This window comes from Brevibacillus brevis NBRC 100599, from assembly GCF_000010165.1.
Classification (GTDB): Bacteria; Bacillota; Bacilli; order Brevibacillales; family Brevibacillaceae; genus Brevibacillus; species Brevibacillus brevis_D.
Map to the genome: position 1 here is coordinate 964,019 of NC_012491.1, position 17,326 is coordinate 981,344.

Annotated in this window: 16 protein-coding genes; 10 read left to right on the top strand and 6 right to left on the bottom strand. The window is 47.7% G+C overall.

Annotated features, from left to right (window positions below):
* Positions 1-534 carry a DUF1850 domain-containing protein gene (locus BBR47_RS04910; RefSeq protein WP_012684649.1) on the bottom strand — a complete coding sequence of 178 codons (534 nt, stop codon included), beginning with the start codon at positions 532-534 and terminating at the stop codon, positions 1-3.
* 6 nt (positions 535-540) lie between these two features.
* Positions 541-1,548, bottom strand: coding sequence for a TAXI family TRAP transporter solute-binding subunit (locus BBR47_RS04915; RefSeq protein WP_041749255.1), 1,008 nt, complete (start codon positions 1,546-1,548; stop codon positions 541-543).
* A 167-nt stretch (positions 1,549-1,715) separates the two neighbouring features.
* Between BBR47_RS04915 and BBR47_RS04920 the strand changes: the two genes are divergently transcribed.
* The 3 genes from BBR47_RS04920 to BBR47_RS04930 all read left to right on the top strand — a co-directional run bounded on the left by BBR47_RS04920 (position 1,716) and on the right by BBR47_RS04930 (position 5,119).
* Positions 1,716-2,999, top strand: coding sequence for a sensor histidine kinase (locus BBR47_RS04920; RefSeq protein WP_041749256.1), 1,284 nt, complete (start codon positions 1,716-1,718; stop codon positions 2,997-2,999).
* A gap of 4 nt (positions 3,000-3,003) precedes the next feature.
* Positions 3,004-3,942, top strand: a complete 939-nt coding sequence (locus BBR47_RS04925; RefSeq protein WP_012684652.1) for a response regulator — start codon at positions 3,004-3,006, stop codon at positions 3,940-3,942.
* A gap of 121 nt (positions 3,943-4,063) precedes the next feature.
* On the top strand, positions 4,064-5,119 hold the full coding sequence (locus tag BBR47_RS04930) for a tetraprenyl-beta-curcumene synthase family protein (protein ID WP_012684653.1): 1,056 nt from the start codon (positions 4,064-4,066) through the stop codon (positions 5,117-5,119).
* Positions 5,120-5,130: 11 nt separating this feature from the next.
* On the opposite strand, the gene BBR47_RS31065 is transcribed toward BBR47_RS04930, so the two are convergent.
* Positions 5,131-5,304, bottom strand: coding sequence for a YlaF family protein (locus BBR47_RS31065; protein WP_007722723.1), 174 nt, complete (start codon positions 5,302-5,304; stop codon positions 5,131-5,133).
* Positions 5,305-5,423: 119 nt separating this feature from the next.
* On the opposite strand from BBR47_RS31065, the gene BBR47_RS04940 reads away from it, so the two are divergent.
* Positions 5,424-6,044 (top strand): PilZ domain-containing protein, encoded by a 621-nt coding sequence (locus BBR47_RS04940; protein ID WP_012684654.1) that lies wholly within the window; start codon positions 5,424-5,426, stop codon positions 6,042-6,044.
* Positions 6,045-6,552: 508 nt separating this feature from the next.
* Here the strand turns inward: BBR47_RS04940 and BBR47_RS04945 are convergent.
* The 3 genes from BBR47_RS04945 to BBR47_RS04955 are packed head-to-tail and all read right to left on the bottom strand — an operon-like array spanning position 6,553 to position 10,733.
* Complete coding sequence (locus BBR47_RS04945) at positions 6,553-7,809, bottom strand: MFS transporter (RefSeq protein ID WP_012684655.1); 1,257 nt, start codon at positions 7,807-7,809, stop codon at positions 6,553-6,555.
* Between the two features lie 57 nt (positions 7,810-7,866).
* Positions 7,867-9,006, bottom strand: a complete 1,140-nt coding sequence (locus BBR47_RS04950; protein WP_012684656.1) for a winged helix-turn-helix domain-containing protein — start codon at positions 9,004-9,006, stop codon at positions 7,867-7,869.
* Positions 8,997-10,733, bottom strand: coding sequence for a sigma-54-dependent Fis family transcriptional regulator (locus BBR47_RS04955; RefSeq protein ID WP_041749257.1), 1,737 nt, complete (start codon positions 10,731-10,733; stop codon positions 8,997-8,999). Before BBR47_RS04955 ends, BBR47_RS04950 begins: the two co-directional genes overlap by 10 nt.
* Before the next feature lie 201 nt (positions 10,734-10,934).
* On the opposite strand from BBR47_RS04955, the gene BBR47_RS04960 reads away from it, so the two are divergent.
* The 6 genes from BBR47_RS04960 (at position 10,935) to BBR47_RS04985 (ending at position 17,184) form a co-directional block, all read left to right on the top strand.
* On the top strand, positions 10,935-11,855 hold the full coding sequence (locus BBR47_RS04960; protein WP_012684658.1) for a proline dehydrogenase family protein: 921 nt from the start codon (positions 10,935-10,937) through the stop codon (positions 11,853-11,855).
* A 74-nt stretch (positions 11,856-11,929) separates the two neighbouring features.
* Entirely contained in the window at positions 11,930-12,859 is a 930-nt protein-coding gene (locus BBR47_RS04965) for a DNA-3-methyladenine glycosylase family protein (RefSeq protein ID WP_012684659.1), read from the top strand.
* 119 nt (positions 12,860-12,978) lie between these two features.
* Complete coding sequence (gene brnQ, locus BBR47_RS04970) at positions 12,979-14,313, top strand: branched-chain amino acid transport system II carrier protein (protein WP_012684660.1); 1,335 nt, start codon at positions 12,979-12,981, stop codon at positions 14,311-14,313.
* Positions 14,314-14,507: 194 nt separating this feature from the next.
* Positions 14,508-15,206, top strand: coding sequence for a response regulator transcription factor (locus BBR47_RS04975; RefSeq protein WP_041749258.1), 699 nt, complete (start codon positions 14,508-14,510; stop codon positions 15,204-15,206).
* Positions 15,206-16,642, top strand: a complete 1,437-nt coding sequence (locus tag BBR47_RS04980; protein ID WP_012684662.1) for a sensor histidine kinase — start codon at positions 15,206-15,208, stop codon at positions 16,640-16,642. The genes BBR47_RS04975 and BBR47_RS04980 overlap by 1 nt, the downstream gene beginning before the upstream one ends.
* A gap of 170 nt (positions 16,643-16,812) precedes the next feature.
* Positions 16,813-17,184 (top strand): hypothetical protein, encoded by a 372-nt coding sequence (locus BBR47_RS04985; RefSeq protein WP_041749259.1) that lies wholly within the window; start codon positions 16,813-16,815, stop codon positions 17,182-17,184.
* Positions 17,185-17,326 lie beyond the last annotated feature (142 nt).

Genomic DNA, 17,326 nt, shown 5'->3' on the forward strand with positions numbered 1-17,326 from the left:
CTAGTAACCTCCTAACTCGCTCAGAATGGATCGCTTTTCTGCCTGAATCGTGATGGCTTCTCCCGGATTGTCGATCAAGCTCAACGGAATATCCTGTCCAGCGAAAAGCAACGTATGATTAGCACGTACTTGCCCGATAAACAGGCGGAGGGCAGGAAAAGACCGCTGCATATTGCGAATGTGGAATCGTCCATCTGCGAGAACCAGCTTCTCGCCAGGAGCCAATTCATTTTCCATGCCGATACCGTAGTCGTGAAAGCTCATCTCCGACAAAATAATTTGACCGTCTACAATCCGGTATTGCTCCTCGATTGTGGAGCGATGAATGGAATGAGTCCAGCGAATGCCAAAGGCTGCTTCATCCTGTATGTTGGCACTCCAAACTACTTGATTTGACTGTGTATCCCGGATAACCAGAGCGGGAAACAGTGGAGTGGAGATGCCTACATAAAAGACAGTGATGAGAAAAAAGAAGGAGAAAAGGCGGAACAACGTCCGCCCTCTTCCTTTTGTTACTGCCTGGATAAAAACCATCTGGCTTTACTTCACGCCTTTTTCGTCGAAGTACTTTTGTGCCCCCGGGTGAACAGGGATGCTGACGCCGTTCTTCACGTTCTCTAGCTTGATTTCCTTGGCTTTGGCGTGACCGAGCTTGTCGCTGTTCTCAAAGATCGCCTTTGTTACTTTGTACACGAGGTCTTCACTCAGATCGGAGCGAATCAAGAGCATCGATTTGACGGAGACGGTTGTCACTTCTTCTGGAACGGTTTGGTACGTATGGGCAGGGACTGTTGTTTTCACGTAGTAAGGATATTTGGCGATGATTGCATCGATTTTGTCCGCGTCAATGGGAATGATTTTTACACCAGTTGTCGCTGCCAGCTCCGTGATTGCTGCGGTAGGCGTACCAGCCGTTTGGAAGGCAGCATCTAATTGCCCGTCCTGAATGGCTTTGGCGGAGTCAGCAAAGGAGAGGCGCTGGAGCTTCGTATCTTCAAAGGTCATCCCGTATGCTTCCAAAATTTGCTGAGCGTTCACTTCTGTGCCGCTTCCCGGAGCGCCTACAGATACGCGCTTCTCTTTCAAATCGGCAACGCTTTTAATATTGCTGTCAGCAGAGACGACAATTTGGATGGTTTCATCGTAGAGAGCGCCCAATGCCTGGAAGGAATCAATTTTACCGTCTTGCTGGAACATGTTCGTTCCCTTTGACGCATACTCGGCAATGTCGTTTTGCGTAAAGGCGATGTCCGCCTTTTTATCGCGAATGAGGCGAATGTTTTCTGCTGAAGCGCCTGTGGCTTGGGCTGTAGCAGTGATCCCGGCGTTTTTCGTAATATGGTCAGCCATGCCGCCGCCGAGTGGGAAATAGGTGCCTCCTGTACCGCCTGTTGCAAGAATTAGTTGAGAGGGATCGGCGCTTCCTCCCGAGCTGGAGCTGCCTCCACCTGCCCCTCCTTGAGCAGAGTTCCCGCCACCTCCACATGCCGTCATGAGCGACATGGACAGAAGCAGTGTGAGCGAGAGAAGAAAATGACGCTTCTTCAAGATAATTCCCCCTTAGTCTAAAAATTCTGTTTATATGGCCTTCTTCGGCATTGTAAGGGGAGGTCTATAAAAAACTACAAAATTCTATAGAAAAATATAGTAAACTAAGAAATAAACGTTAACGGCTTTTTGAACAATTTCATATGAGAAAGTGCGGGCAACATTTTATGAGAGAGAACATTTCAATTCTGCTGCTTATGCTCATTGCTGTCCCGATTGCCGGAGAGCTTAAATTTCACCCGTTTCAGGATGAGTTTCGGATTAGCTTTGGTACAACGGCTTTTTTCTTTTTTTTATTGTGGCTGCGTCCTTCTTTCTTGGCAGGGGTCGTAACTGGATTAATTGTCGTTCTATTTCGAATAGTCTTGGATTTTTTGTATGAGGATGCCTTTTCGCTTCTGGTTTCTTTTCAGATGCACTTCCCTGCATTTTGCTATTATGCTGCCTTTGCTTGTCTATTCTCGCTCTTTCGCGTTAATACGCTACATCATCGACCGCTTTGGGTGGGGCTGTTGGGGACAGTCGCAGAAATAGCAGCGAATTTGGTAGAGCTGTCCTTCCGTGCAGTGTCCTGGGAGGGAGTTTTTCAGTTGGAGGTTGTAGGGCCGATTGCTGTGATTGCATTGATACGCAGTTTTTTTGTCCTTAGTTTTTTCAATATGATTCAGCTGCGTCAGGCGAAATGGATGGAAAAGCAACAGCGTATTCGAAACGAGCAGATGTTGATGCTCATTTCCAATTTGTACGAGGAATCTGTTCTCCTAAAAAAGACATTGCATCAGGTTGAGGAAATCACACGCAGCTGCTATGAGCTGTATCGCGAGATGAACGAGGTGGAACAAAAGAATGGGACGAGCAAGCGTTACGCGAAGCGGTTGCTATCCCTTGCCGGACAAGTGCATGAAGTGAAAAAGGACAATCAACGCATATATGCTGGTCTTTCCAAGCTGATTTCTGACGAGAATGATCGAGACTATATGCCACTGGGCGAATTGATAGGGATCATTGTTCAGGGACAACGAAAGTACGCGAGACTATTGGAGAAGGACATCCAGTTTGAAACGAATGTGGAGGTGCCGTATCTCGCTTGCCACATTTACACGACACTTTCACTCATCAACAATCTGGTCGGCAACAGTGTTGAAGCGATCCGCGACCGGGGGATGGTATCGATCGTGGCTTCGATTGACGAGAGTCAGGGGTGGCTTCATTTTGTCGTAACCGATGATGGTCCAGGCATTGTGGTGAAGGATAAAGAGCTCTTGTTCATGCCTGGATTCACGACCAAATACGACGTATCAGGCAGACCTTCCACGGGGATCGGACTTTCATACGTAAAGGAAATGACAGACAGTCTCCAAGGAATGATTGATTTATCCGAGGACTCATGCGGACAAACGACACAATTTTGCATTCGCTTGCCAATCGCAACTCTGATTCAGAAAGGGTGACCTCATGCGCTACTTCATTGTGGACGACGATCCTGCGATTCGATTCATGCTCGGTCAAATGATTGAGGATGCTGATTTGGGAGAGGTATGTGGGGAAGCAGAGGATGGCTCGCAAATTGACCACGATTTTTTGAATTGGAAGCAAGTAGACATTTTGTTGATTGATCTTTTAATGCCGAATCGAGATGGCATTGAAACGGTGCGCCATCTGAGGCATTTTACCGGAAAAATTGTCATGATCTCGCAAATCGAAACGAAGGAGATGATCGCTGAGGCGTATGCGACAGGGATCGAATACTACGTGACCAAACCAGTGAATCGCCTAGAGGTCATCAGTGTTCTGCAAAAGGTACGGGAACGCATATTGCTACAGCAATCCATTGAGGGTATTCAACGGTCACTTTCCGTCTTATCCGGCACGATTAACATGACGGCAGCTCCATCAAAAGATACATCGTATCCTGAAATGGGCATCTTATCTTCCGCACGGTTTCTCTTGACTGAACTGGGGATGATTAGTGAAAAAGGCAGCAAAGATTTACTCGACATGATGGAGTGGCTGTATCGCTGGGAGAAGGAAAGGGATGGAGAAGTGAATCTTCCTCCTTTACGCGATATTTTTTGGGCGGTTGCTGCCCGCAAGCTGGGGAAGGGAGTGACTGTCCTGATCCAAAAGGAAACGAAGGCCGCTGAGCAGCGCGTACGCAGAGCCATTTATCAGGCATTAACCCATCTGGCTTCTCTCGGGCTGACCGATTACAGTCATCCTAAATTCGAGAGCTACGCGACCACATTCTTCGATTTTACTGAGGTGCGAAAGCGCATGCTGGAGCTGGAGAATCAAATGGAAGCGACGATCTCTTCTACGCGTATCAATACCAAGAAGTTTATTTTTGTACTCTACATGGAGTCAAAAAGGCGAATTGGTGTATTTCAGTGCTGATTTTTGGAGTGGGCATCCAAATGTGATAAGATATTTCTATTGGTCATAGCGAGGGCTTCGATGTAAGCTGGTAAAAGCTTTGGAATGCCTCCGTTTTACATTTGTTTTGGGAGGGAAGAAAGTGAGCGAACTACGTAATCCATGGCAGCTACTTTACCGAGTCTATCGTCATGTGCAACCTGTTCTGGAGCGGGAGTTTGCGGCCTGGTATAAAAGAGCACAGGCGATTCCCAATCCCGAGCTGAGAAAACAGGCACAAGACAGCATGGACTCCAAAAAGTTTCACTGCCAAGGGGGATGTGTCTATGCAGCACAGGTCATCCCGCATGTAGAGACGATTGTTCCGCTGATTGTCGCCTACCAAACAATCAGCGACTACTTGGATAATCTGTGTGATCGCAGCACGTCACTAGATCCGCAAGACTTCCGTCAGCTTCATGTGTCGATGCAGGATGCATTGACACCAGGTGCGCCCTTACGAGACTATTATTTGTACCGTGAGGATAAGGATGACGGCGGCTTTTTGGCTGGGCTGGTTCAGACCTGTCAACAGCATGTCGCACAATTGCCAGCCTATGAAAAAATTCAGGCAAAGATACTCGAGTTTTCTTGTTTGTATAGCGATTTGCAAGTATATAAGCACATTGCTCCCCATTTGCGCGAGGATCACCTGTTGACGTGGTGGGATCAGTACAAAGACCGCTATCACGATTTGCACTGGCAAGAATTTGCTGCTGTCACAGGCTCGACTATCGGGATATTCGCTCTTTTTTGCTTGGCGACTGATCCTGATGTAGGGGAAGAGCAAATACAAACAGTAAGTGAGGCTTACTTTCCGTGGCTGTGCGGGTTACATATTTTATTGGACTATTTAATTGACCTGGAAGAAGATAAAATGGGTGGAGATTTAAACTTCGTGAGCTATTACGATTCGGAACGGATAGCGACTGAACGCTTGAAGCTTTTCATAAAACAAGCAAAGGCAAGCGTTAAACGCTTGCCAAATCCTGCATTTCACCGTATGATCGTGGACGGGCTAGTCGCGTTTTATCTCGCGGATCGCAAGGTAAATCGGAGCCAGCCACACATTTATACTATCGCTAGACAACTGCTGAAGCAGGCAAAGGGCTTGCCTTCTGTCCTGTTTTATGTGAACAGTTTACTTGTACGGCGATAACGGAGAAGAGGTTAGCGCATATGCTTGCGCTTGTACGAAAAGCCAAATCCCATCAACGAGAAGGCAACAACGATACAGCCAAGGATACCAAGGGGACTTTTTTCCCCAATGGCAATGCCAACTCCGATGAGACAGGCGGTTACCAAAAATGCCAAAGCCAGTGTTACCAATTGATAACGATTCATCGGTCTGTAACCTCCTATCTGTCAATGTTCCCATTATACCTTATTTTCCGCGAAAAGCATCCAGGTAAAGATTTCGGAAATCCCGGTAATATATTTGTGCGAAGTGGTGGAGAACGCAGATGGAAAGCATAATACAAATTAGAAAAGGGAATCGAGTGATAGAAGGTCATGTTACCTATGAAGAAGGGGACTTGATCGAAGCCGTATTTCCCAGCCCATTGGATGTCACAGTAGGGGATCAGCTCCCCTGTCTATTGACGGCTGACTATGAAACAATTAATACGTTTGAAGCCGTAGTCGTGGCTAAAGACAAAAATCGCTTATTTTTGTTCCACTCTCCAACAGCTGCTGAGTTTCGGGAGCAGCGCAGACGCTATCCCCGTTTCGACATGGAGGTTAAGGGGTGGATCCAGTATCCGACGCAGGAGCCAGACTCATTTTTTTCCGTCTATAGTCAAATGGTGTACTTGGTGAACTTGAGCCTGGGAGGCTTGGCATTCCGCTCAGACAAACAGATTCCCGCGGATCAGCACATTGTCTTTTCCTTTGAATTGTATGGTCGCAATCGCCCGGACGGGGTAGTAAAAACTGATTTGGTTATCATTCATGAGCGAATAGAGGGACCGAATTATTTTTACGGCTGTACGATCAAAGGAATCAATGCCCGTCATTTTCACAATTTGCGAAAGTACATTTTGCATCGACAAATCGAGGAACGAAGACAAGTGAAAATCGAGTAGGTCTTTTCGTTAATTGGTTCAATGGGGACCAATTTTTTTTTTGCCTTTTTGGTGGTGAGTTTGGAGGGGCTGTAGGGGAGGGAAGAAGCGGATTTCCAGTCTACGCTTCGGCCTACGCCCTGCCGGGAGGCGGGGACTGTCCGCTACGGAATGAATGTCGGGAGGGCCTCAAAAGTAGAGGTTCGAGGATGACATTTCAGAGGTTGAGGCTGAAAACCCCCGACATTCATTCCTTCGCTGAGTAGGGCTCCAGAGGCGCTTGTACTGGAAAACCGCTTCTTCCTACGCGGCTTCAGTCAACATTTGAAAGGCATCAAAAGAAGAAAGATAAAGAAAAACGGAAAGGCCTCTCTGGTAAATCAAATTGTTCCGGCTCATTGTCACTATGTTACGACAGGCCGGTCCTTCTCGGTGAACAGCAAAAAGAGGGGCTGAAAACCCCCTCCTGCAAAGCGGTAATACGACATTGGCACCTAGATGCTACTCAACAGAGAAGGGGACGATAAAATTATCCGGCTCGTTCCGATCCAGCTGTAGCTGTCGAGACAGTCACGTCTTTTGTTCGTTTCCCCCAAATCCAGTGCTGTAAGAGGACAGCACCTCCGCCAATCGCAGCGATTAGCATTCCGACCCATAAAAAAGCGGTGTTTGGACCCCAGATGGTCATAATGACGCCTCCGAGCAACGGAGCAATAATGAAAGTGGCGCTCGTCAATGAATCGATAATTCCTCTCACGCGGCCGAGTGCTTGCGGGGGGCTTTCTTTTTGTACCAGATAATTGGCTCCGACCGAAGTCAGACCCGTTCCAACTCCAGCCAACAAAGCAGCAATCAGTAGCCAATACATGCCATCACCCGGCTGGAAAAATCCAATCCACGAAAAACTAATTCCGATGAGCAAAACGCCACCGCCCAGCACCCATCCATAGGAACGAATTTCTTTTAAGCGATGGAGCCAGGTGACGGTGACAAGTGCGCCTAATCCAATGACACTGACTGTAAACCCGAGCATTTCCGGATTGTCGGGCAGCTTCTCGCGGAAGATCACGGGAAACTGTGTATCCGCCAATTGAATCGCCAACGAGGTAATGATTGCGAAGATCGTGCTGTACAACAGGACACGGTTTTGCAAAAAGATCCGCCAGCCCTCTTGCCATGCTTGACGGTAAGGGAGAGGCTGCTCTTCTACGGATGGACGAGACAACGTTTTCTCCACTTTACGAATCGTGAACAGAAATCCAGTAGAGAGGAGAAATGTCGAAGCATTAATCATCAGACAAATGGCGGGTGCAAAAACGGCCGCTACCAATCCTCCGGCAAGTGGACCGATCAATTTCCCCATCTGGTATACGGCTCCATTCAAGGCAGAGGCTTGTAACAATTGATTTTTAGGTACGATTTGACGCGTCAAGGTCTGTTGTGCTGGATCGTTGAAGACAGAGGCACCTGAACGCAGGGCAATGACTACCAGGAACCAGAACGGATTCGGCATGACAAGCAGGAGCAGAGTGAAAGCAGCCTGCATGATATTCATGGACATGATCATCCGAACCTTGTTCACGCGGTCTGCAAGTACCCCGGCAAACTGTCCGAGCAAAATGCTTGGAGCTGCATAGGCAACGGGCAGGAGGGCCATCGTCATCGGATCAACCTTCCACACAAACCCCAACAGGATGGATACCGCTATAAAATCAAACCAATCGCCAAGCGTAGACAGTCCGTAAGAGACGAACAGCGTGCGAAACGTTCTATTTTCTTTTAACAAAAAAATCCCTCCATCGATCTGTTAACTCGATGATAAAAGGGATTTGTCAGAGGAATATCAGATAGTGGATGAGATGATGGCACGAATTTTTTTCTGCAAGTAGTCGAACTTGTACTCCTCGGATAATTCAGTCCAGATTTTCTGGTATTTGCGCTCCCATTCTCGGTCGTAGCCGAAGTCTTTCAAGAACGACAAGATCATTTTTGCGCCATAAATGAGATGGGGGACGAACTTGGTGCTTCGTAAGACCTCCAGACCTTCATCGACCAAGCGGCGCGCCTTGGCAAGCTCCTGTCGATGGTACAGACAAAGACCGCGCGTAATAGTAAAGCTGCCGAGTTCACGCTGCATAGGGAGTTCTTGCAAGATCTCCTCAGAGCGTTGAATGACCTTCTCAGCCTCTTCAACCTCACCCATGAGCAGATACAAGAGGGCTTCTTCCGCTTGAAAAAAGAGTTGAAAGCCGGGTGAATTGACTCGCTCAACAACCTCCCTGGCAGGAAGCAGCTGTTTTTTTGCTCGCTCCCATTCTTTGGCTTGGGCGTAGACACAGATTGCGGTGATTTGCATCTCATCCTGATAATTTTTAGGCATACTTTTCGCGTTTTTCAGAGCCCATTGTAAAATTTCTAATGTTTTTTGCGAGTCAATTTCTGTCATACGGTATAAATGAAACAAATAAAACAGCTTGTCGGAGAGGGGGGGTTTATCCTCGACAAACCAGCCGAAGTCACCGCCAACAAACCGCAAATAGGTAGCATAAAAAGAGTCCATCTGGAAGCCAAGCACTTGCTGATTCGCATAGAGTGTCTGCAAAGCGGCCCCCATACCCATGCCGTGGTAGGTGGTTAGCATCCTCTGGATGTTCTCTGAGAAATCACTGGTTAATACGGATGGACTAGGCGATGGCTGCTCTTTTAGTGTAAGCCGATAGCCGACTCCTCGGACCGTATCAATCGTGAGCAGATGAGACCACTTTTGCAGTTTTTTCCGCAAGCGGTATATGTGATCGTCGACAGTACGGTCAGTAGGCTCTTCCAGCGGCCAGACGCGATCTAGCAAATCACTCCTTGAAAAGGCCCGGTTTTTCCATGTGTACAGATATTGAAACAAGGCGTATTCCTTTGGCAAAAGGACAATCGTTTCCCCAGCATAATGGATTTGATACGAATCATCCGACCATGTTATCAATCCCATTTGAAAGACTCCTCGTTTATATTGAACTTCTTCATTTTATTGTAAAGGGTGCCACGAGATACGCCGAGCAGCTCGGCTGCTGCTTTTTTGTTGCCGTATGTGCGCTCCAACGCTGCCAGAATGCGCTCCTTTTCGTTCGCAGGTGAAGAAGGGTACGCAATCGCAATCGACGGACGAATGATGGGCGGCGGTGTCGTAGTCGGCGGTGCATACGTTCCCCCCATCGGCGTGTGCAGAGAGACGTGTGTGGGTTCTGTGTGACTGCGAATGACAGACGGCAGATGCTCAGGCAAAATTACGCCGTTTTCTTGCAGGATCGACAGACGTTCAATGACGTTGCGAAGCTGGCGGATGTTCCCAGGCCAAGTGTACTCGAACAACGCTTGCATGACTTCGGGAGAGATGCGTGGTACGGATTGGTCATGGGCCACGGAATACTCATGAATGAAAATTTGCACGAGCTCTGGCAAATCCTCACGTCGTTCGCGCAGTGGCGGGATTTCCAGAGAAAAGACGTTCAGCCGATAATACAGATCCTCGCGAAAACGACCGTCTGCAACCATTTGCTCCAGCTGTCTGTTTGTCGCCGCTACGATCCGTGTATTGACGGTGATCGGTTCTGTTCCGCCTACACGGTAAAACTGTCGTTCCTGCAAGGCGCGAAGCAGTTTCACCTGCAATTCTAGGGGGAGTTCTCCTATTTCATCGAGGAAAAGCGTCCCGCCATGCGCCAGCTCCAGCTTGCCAGGCTTGCCTTTTTTCTCGGCTCCAGTAAAAGCACCGCCCTGATAACCAAACAGCTCACTTTCGAACAGTGCAGCAGGAATGGCACCGCAGTTGATCGCAATAAAAGGCTTCTCATGTCGGCGACTTGCCTGATGAATGGCTTGGGCAAACAGCTCTTTCCCAACGCCGCTTTCTCCATAAATCAGCACAGTCGCATCCGTCTGCGCCACTTTTTTAGCGGAACCAATAGCGGATTGTATAGAGGCGGAATGACCTTTGATTGCGTAAAAAGGATCGTCTGCTGCCTGAAATCGACTCATCTCTTGCTGCAAATTATGGAGATGGGCCGTCGTATGTGCTAATTCTTCATTGAGACGAACCAGCTCGGTAATATCCTGTTCGATGGAAATCGCACCGATAATCTCACCCTCACGGCGAATCGGTGCCGCATTAATGAGTACATGACTATCAGGACGAGGAATGTGATAGACACGTTGAACAGATGTCCCTTGGCGAAGCGCATCGAGCAGGCGAATCGATTCACTCGCGAAGTGCTCATCGAGTGAGGTTCCGACGACTTGGGCGCGATCGATTTCATATATCGTTTCTGCTGCCCGATTCCAGTGTTGGACGACATTGCGGGAGTCTACGATTGTGACAGCCTCACTCATCGTATCCATCAAGGTACGGAGCAGGGCAGACTGGTTTTGGGTCAACACGATAAAGGCAGTCATGAGCTGGTATGGCTCAACCATTCCCGTAGGAGTGCCATGTTCATCCACGATAACGATTGCTGGCAGATCGGAAAGAGCTGAGCCAGCGACAATGTGGCTAATGGATTGTTCGAGCGTAGTTGTAGAAGCGACGACGACTACTCTGCCCTTTCGTTCTTTATCCACCCATTCACCCACAGTTTCTCCTGTGCGTATTTTGACAATATCAGGTGGAATCGGAATCGCAAAGGAAGAGAGCGTACTGTCCAACGAAAATAACGGTTTCAAATTGTCACCTCTTATCCAAACTAACAGGGAAAGGAATGGTTCCTGTTGTACATCTAATCAGAAGTGTACAAGAATAGACACGTAATGTACATATGTGTTAAATGCGTCGGATAGACATCACGATAGCGCTTACGTGAAATAGTTGGCACGATTCATGCTTGTAGAAGTGGACAGAGTACGTTGAGGAGGAGACAGTCAACGATGGAACAAGCGATGAAGGATTTCTTTCTATTCTTATCCAAAAACAAAACCTTAAATTCTGCCGCAAAAAAGTGGGGCCTGCGCTTTGGAGCGAGCCGCTTTGTATCTGGTCAAACAATCGCGGAGGCAATCAACGCCGTACGCAAGCTGAACCAGCAAGGTCTGGTATGCACGCTGGATCACTTGGGCGAATTCGTGTTCAGCGTAGAGGAAGCAAACGAATCTGCTGACTATTGCATCAAAACGCTGGATGCGATCCACCAATCTGGTGTCGATTGCAATCTTTCGTTGAAAATGACTTCGCTTGGTCTGGATATCAGCCGTGAGCTTTGCATGGACAACATGAGACGCATTTTGGATTCGGCTAAGAAAAACGGAAACATTTTCGTTCGTATCGACATGGAGGACTACGCACACAATCAGGTGACCATGGAGATTTTGAACGAATTACTGCAAGAGTACGACAACGTCGGAACCGTTATTCAGGCGTATCTCTACAAAGCATCGGACGATATCGACAGCTTGAAGGACAAAAAAGTGAACTTCCGTCTCGTAAAAGGAGCATACAAGGAGTCTCCTGAAGTCGCTTACCCGAACAAGCCAGATGTAGATGAGAACTACAAAAAAATCATCAAGCAGCATCTGTTGAACGGCGGGTACGCTGCTGTGGCAACTCATGATGACAACATCATTGATTTTGTGAAAAAGCTGGAGAAGGAACACAGCATCCCGCGTACACAGTTTGAATTCCAAATGTTGTATGGTATTCGTACGCAGTCCCAAATTGACTTGGCTCGCGAAGGCTATAAAATGCGTGTTTATGTACCGTACGGAAACGACTGGTACGGATATTTCATGCGCCGTTTGGCAGAAAGTCCGGCAAACGTGAAATTTGTTCTCAAAGGGATGTTTACGAAATAAGTTTTGCGAAGTATACTTGACACCTTCGGAGATTCTCCGGAGGTTTTTATTTTATCTGGAAAGGTGATAGTCTTGTGAATTGTTGGATTATTTCGCTTACTCCTCCATATTCTTTTGACCGGTTGCTTCGGCGTCTAGAGACACATCCAGATACGCAGATACGTGTGAATCAAGAAAAAAATAGCCTACAGCGCGTCTTTCGTATCGGCTTACGGCCTGTTCTGGTCCATATGCAATTTATGGGTAGCTTGGAAGAACCGGCATTGCGTTATGGGACACAAGCGATTTTGTCCACGTCAGACCAACAGCTGCTAGAAAAAATGATTCGCCGTACTTTTAGTGCCGATTTGGAGCTATCCGTTATTTACGAGCAGATGAGGGAGGAGGGTGAGCTCGCCATCCTGACTGAGCGGTTTCGCGGTCTTCGTCCTATGCTGGATGCTGATTTGTTTCAATGTATGGTCAAGACGATCATCGGGCAGCAGATCAATCTGACCTTTGCAGCCAATTTGACCGAGAGGCTGGTTACACTTGCAGGCGACCCAGTAGAAAACCAAAACGGCGAGGGCATCATTGCTTTTCCGACACCTGACTCGGTAGCGAGATTGACTGTGGAGGATTTGCGCTCTCTGCAATTTAGTCAGCGAAAAGCAGAGTATATCATCGATTTCGCGCGTGCCATTGTGAATGAAACGGTAGATTTGGAAAGACTATGGACAATGGAGGATGAGGAAATCATTACGTACCTCACTTCGCTACGAGGAATTGGGCGGTGGACAGTAGAGTGCCTACTCATGTTTGGAATGGGACGTCCAGACTTGTTGCCTGCTGCTGACATCGGTTTGCGAAATGGAATTGTGCACCTCTATGGGATGGAAACGAAGCCGAATGAAAACGATATTCGCAAACTAGGGGAAAAGTGGGCTCCATGGCGCAGTATCTATTGTCTGTACGTATGGGAAGCTGTGGGGGCGATCAAGAGAAAAGAGATGTTTGACCTGTAAGAACTTTCATTTTTGACAAAAGTTCAATAATTTTAAAAAATTAAAGGTTGAATAGTGAGTTAATTTTAAGTTATACTAATGAAAATTTTATTTTATTAAACAATATTGAGAGGATTCATATGAAAGAACTTTCCACGAAAGAAACAATTACAATTGGTTTAATGCTGTTTGCCCTATTCTTTGGAGCAGGGAATATGATTTTTCCGCCAGCGCTAGGACAAGCTGCAGGAGATAATGTTTGGATCGCGATGGGCGGCTTTTTGATTACGGGTGTAGGTCTGCCTTTACTAGGCATCATCGCGGTAGGCTTGGCGGGAGGTAACTTGCAAACGATGGCGTCAAGAGTCCATCCGATGTTTGCAGTCGTGTTCACGTTTATTGTTTATCTGTCGATTGGTCCATTCATGGCGATTCCGCGGACAGGTACAGTAACCTTTGAAATGGGCGTGTTGCCGTTTTTGCCAGAATCGATGAAAGGCAGTTGGGTACCGCTTTTTGTGACCACGGTCGTCTATTTTGCCATCACCTTCTGGTTGAGTCTGAACCCGAGCAAGCTGGTGGATCGAATTGGTAAAGTCTTGACACCTGCTCTTTTGATCATCATTGGCCTGATGTTTGTCAAATCGCTCATTTCTCCAATGGGTGAGGTGGGACAACCGATAGGCTCCTATCAGGATACAGCATTCTTCAAAGGCTTTGTCGAAGGCTATCTGACGCTGGATGCATTAGCTGCGATGGTATTTGGTCTGGTAGTAACAACGGCTGTTCAAGATAGAGGCATCATCGATCGCAAAAAAGTGATGTGGTCTACGATCAAAGCAGCAATTCTCGCCGCTACCGGACTTGGACTCGTCTACCTTGCCCTCAGCTATTTGGGAGCGACGAGTGTTTCGATTGCGAAATCGGAAAATGGTGGACAAATTTTGACAGGGGTCGTGCATCAACTGTTCGGTCCATTAGGCTCACTACTGCTGGGAGCAGCCGTTACGCTTGCTTGCCTCACGACTTCTGTCGGGCTTGTCACTGCGTGCAGTCAATTTTTCTCCAGTCGGATTCCTAGCATCTCTTACAAGAACATGGCGGTAATTTTGTCTGTGTTCAGTGCTGCGGTAGCAAACGTAGGCTTGACACAGTTGATTACCTTCTCCGTTCCTGTCTTGATGGCGATTTATCCGCTGGCTATCGTGCTGATGCTGCTGACGTTTTGTCATCGGATGTTCAATGGACATCGCTCGGTCTATGTCGGTGCAATCACAGCAACGGCTGTCATTAGTCTGTTGGATGGAGCTTCCCAGCTTGGATTGTCTATCGACTCGCTGACGCCAATCCTGGAACAATTGCCGCTGTACAAAGTTGGAATTGGATGGCTGGTCCCAGCTATTGCAGGCGCACTGATAGGGTTGTTGTGGGCTAGTCTCACGCGAAGTGTTCCGATTGTAAGAGAAACGAAGTAAAGAATGAAGAGCGGGTGGGCTTTAGGTCCACTCGCTTTTTTATTGTTCCAAACCATTTTGTCCTGCTATTACCAGCTGGATAGGACTTCTACCCGTCCACAACATGGGTGATCTATGTTACCATGGAAAAACGTAAATTGTCTGAACGGCATGTTTCATTTTATGTCGTTTTGAAAGAAGGGAGGTTATTGGCTATGTCCACGATGAAAGTCTTGGTTGCCGATGACGATCCAAACGTACGCGAAATTATACGCCTTTATTTTGAAAAACAACAAATCGAGCTCATCGCAGCAACAGATGGACGAGAAGCTCTTGAGATGATGGAAAAGGAACAGCCGGATGTGGTCATTCTCGATGTCATGATGCCGCAGTTGGATGGCTTTGAAGCATGCCGGGAAATCCGCAAAAAGTGGGATACGCCGATCATTATGCTGACGGCAAAGGATGAGGAGTTTGACCGTGTTCTCGGCTTGGAGCTCGGAGCGGATGATTACGTGACGAAGCCGTTTAGTCCACGTGAAATCGTTGCGCGTATCCGCGCGATTATGCGCAGATTGCAGCCAAAGCCAAAAGTAGAAGACGAGGCAGCGCTTCGAACCTTTGTTTTTGAGCAATTGACGATAGATCTGGATAAACGGGAAGTGATCGTTGCCGGGGAAAAAGTCAGCTTTCGCCCGAAGGAGTTTGATCTGCTTGTTCAACTTGTCAAATCGCCAGGAAGTGTATGGTCGCGGGAGCAATTGCTGGAACAGGTGTGGGGATTTGATTATTTTGGCGATGTTCGAACGATCGATGTTCATATTAAAAAGATCAGACAGCGTTTAGATAAGCTCCCGTATGATTGCATTCAAACGGTTTGGGGGATCGGCTACAAGTTTGGGGTGGATAGCTGATGCTAGGCATGTCGAAAAGTATCTACCGCAGACTGCTGGTCAGCTTTTTGGCTACCGTTTTGGTAGGGTTGGGGATTACAGGGATTGTTCTCTCCTTTTTTACGAAGGAGTATATTTACAACGCCAAAGAAGAAGAGCTTTTGCGGATGGCCAAAAAAGTAAATACCGCTATCCATAACAGCAATGAAGTAAACAAACGGCTCTTGGACAAGCTGGCAATGCTGGACGAGTCATTTGATACCCGCATCTGGTTATTTGATACAAAAGGAAAAATTGTCGCGACTTCAATGAAGGATGAGATGTTTACGGGTAAGTCCGTGGCAGTTTCTATCGCGGACAACGTGCTGAAGGGAAAAAGCGCGGTTACCGAGCTGCAAATCGAAGGTCTGGATGATCCGATGTTGTCGGTCTCCGTCCCATGGGGCGAGGGCGAAAATGTCTACGGCGGAATTATTTTGCACGCGCCGATTGAAGGAATTGAGAAAACCTTTGGTCAAATGCGCGAGTCGATTCTGTGGGCGACCTTGTTCGGGGTGCTGCTTTCTACGATCATGGTTTCGTATTTGTCATGGTCAATCTCCCGCCCATTGCGAACCATTGAGAGAACAGCGGCTGAAATTGGTCGAGGGAATTATGCAGAGCGCGTCCAGGTCGATACGTCGGACGAGATCAGCGACTTGGCGCAAACGATCAATACGATGGCACAGAAGCTGGAGAAGGTAGAGCAGGAGCGTCATCATTTGGAGCAAGTTCGCAATGATTTTTTGGCGAATGTCTCTCATGAATTGCGCACGCCTCTCACGGCGATCCAAGGTTTCCTCGAGGCGTTGCAGGATGGCTTGGTAGAGGAGGAGGAGGCGCGACAGAAGTATTACGCCGTGATGTACACCGAAACGATGCAAGTGAATCGCTTGGTGGATGACCTGATGGACTTGATGAAGCTGGAGAACAATGAAGTAAATCTGGTCAAGTTCCCTGTCGATGTGGCAGATGTCATGAATCGGGTTGCTTTTTCCTTCCATCAAGAAGCAGAGGAAAAAGGGCTTCACATGGGAGTAGAGGTAGAGGACGAGCTTCCGCGAATTTATGCCGATAAAGACAGGATCGCGCAAATTCTAAAAAATCTGGTGAAGAATGCACTCAAGTTTACGTCTGCTGGTGAAATCCGCATGCGTGCTTCGCTGGATGGAGAATACGTACAGATTCAAGTGATCGATACTGGAATGGGAATTGCAGCAGATGACCTGGACCGCATCTGGGAGCGTTTTTTCAAAGTAGATCGGGGACGTTCCAAGAACAATAAAGGAACAGGACTTGGACTCGCCATTGTAAAAGAGCTGGTAGAGCTGCATGATGGCAAATGCAGAGTGGAGAGCTCGCCTGGGAAGGGTAGTACTTTTACGATATGGCTTCCTAGGATTAAGCCGGAGAACTAAATCATGATCCGCTCAAAATGAATCTGTTCAAAATGATCATGGTCATACTTTCTTCATATTTTGATCATCGTTTTTTCCTACTTTCCTTACAGAATGGTTATCTTTGCCCGTTACGATATAGGTGTGACAGCGAGAAGGTCACGAAGCCAAGGAATGAAAGGGGAATGAACATGAACAAAAAGTGGTTCTCCATTGCCACTGTCGCATTACTCCTGTCTGGCAGCTTGGTTGCCTGCTCTAACACAACAGGAACACCTGAACCGGCGACACAACAGGAGGGCACGACAAGCGAAACCGCTCCGGGCTCCTCCACTTCTGATAGCGGACAATCGACCAATAGCTCGGTTTCGCAAGATCAGTCTACTCCGGATGCTTCAGCGAACAGCTCTGATGCATCGACGGGCACAGGTTCGTCTACGGAAGCACCTGCGACAGATGCGAAATCTGATGCAGGTACCAGCACTGGATCATCTGGTGCTGTCGGAACCGACAACAGCAGTTCCGCTGGACAGTCTACAACGACTGACGCTAGCAAGAAGTAATCATTCACGAACAGGAAACACGTTCGTCTGAACTCCTCTACTTCCCTCCCGTTTTATATACTTTGATGACGACTATAGGTCGTCTTTTTTTTTGTCTAAGAAAAGCAGTTCCAGTCTACCCTTCGGCCTACGTCTGGAAAAT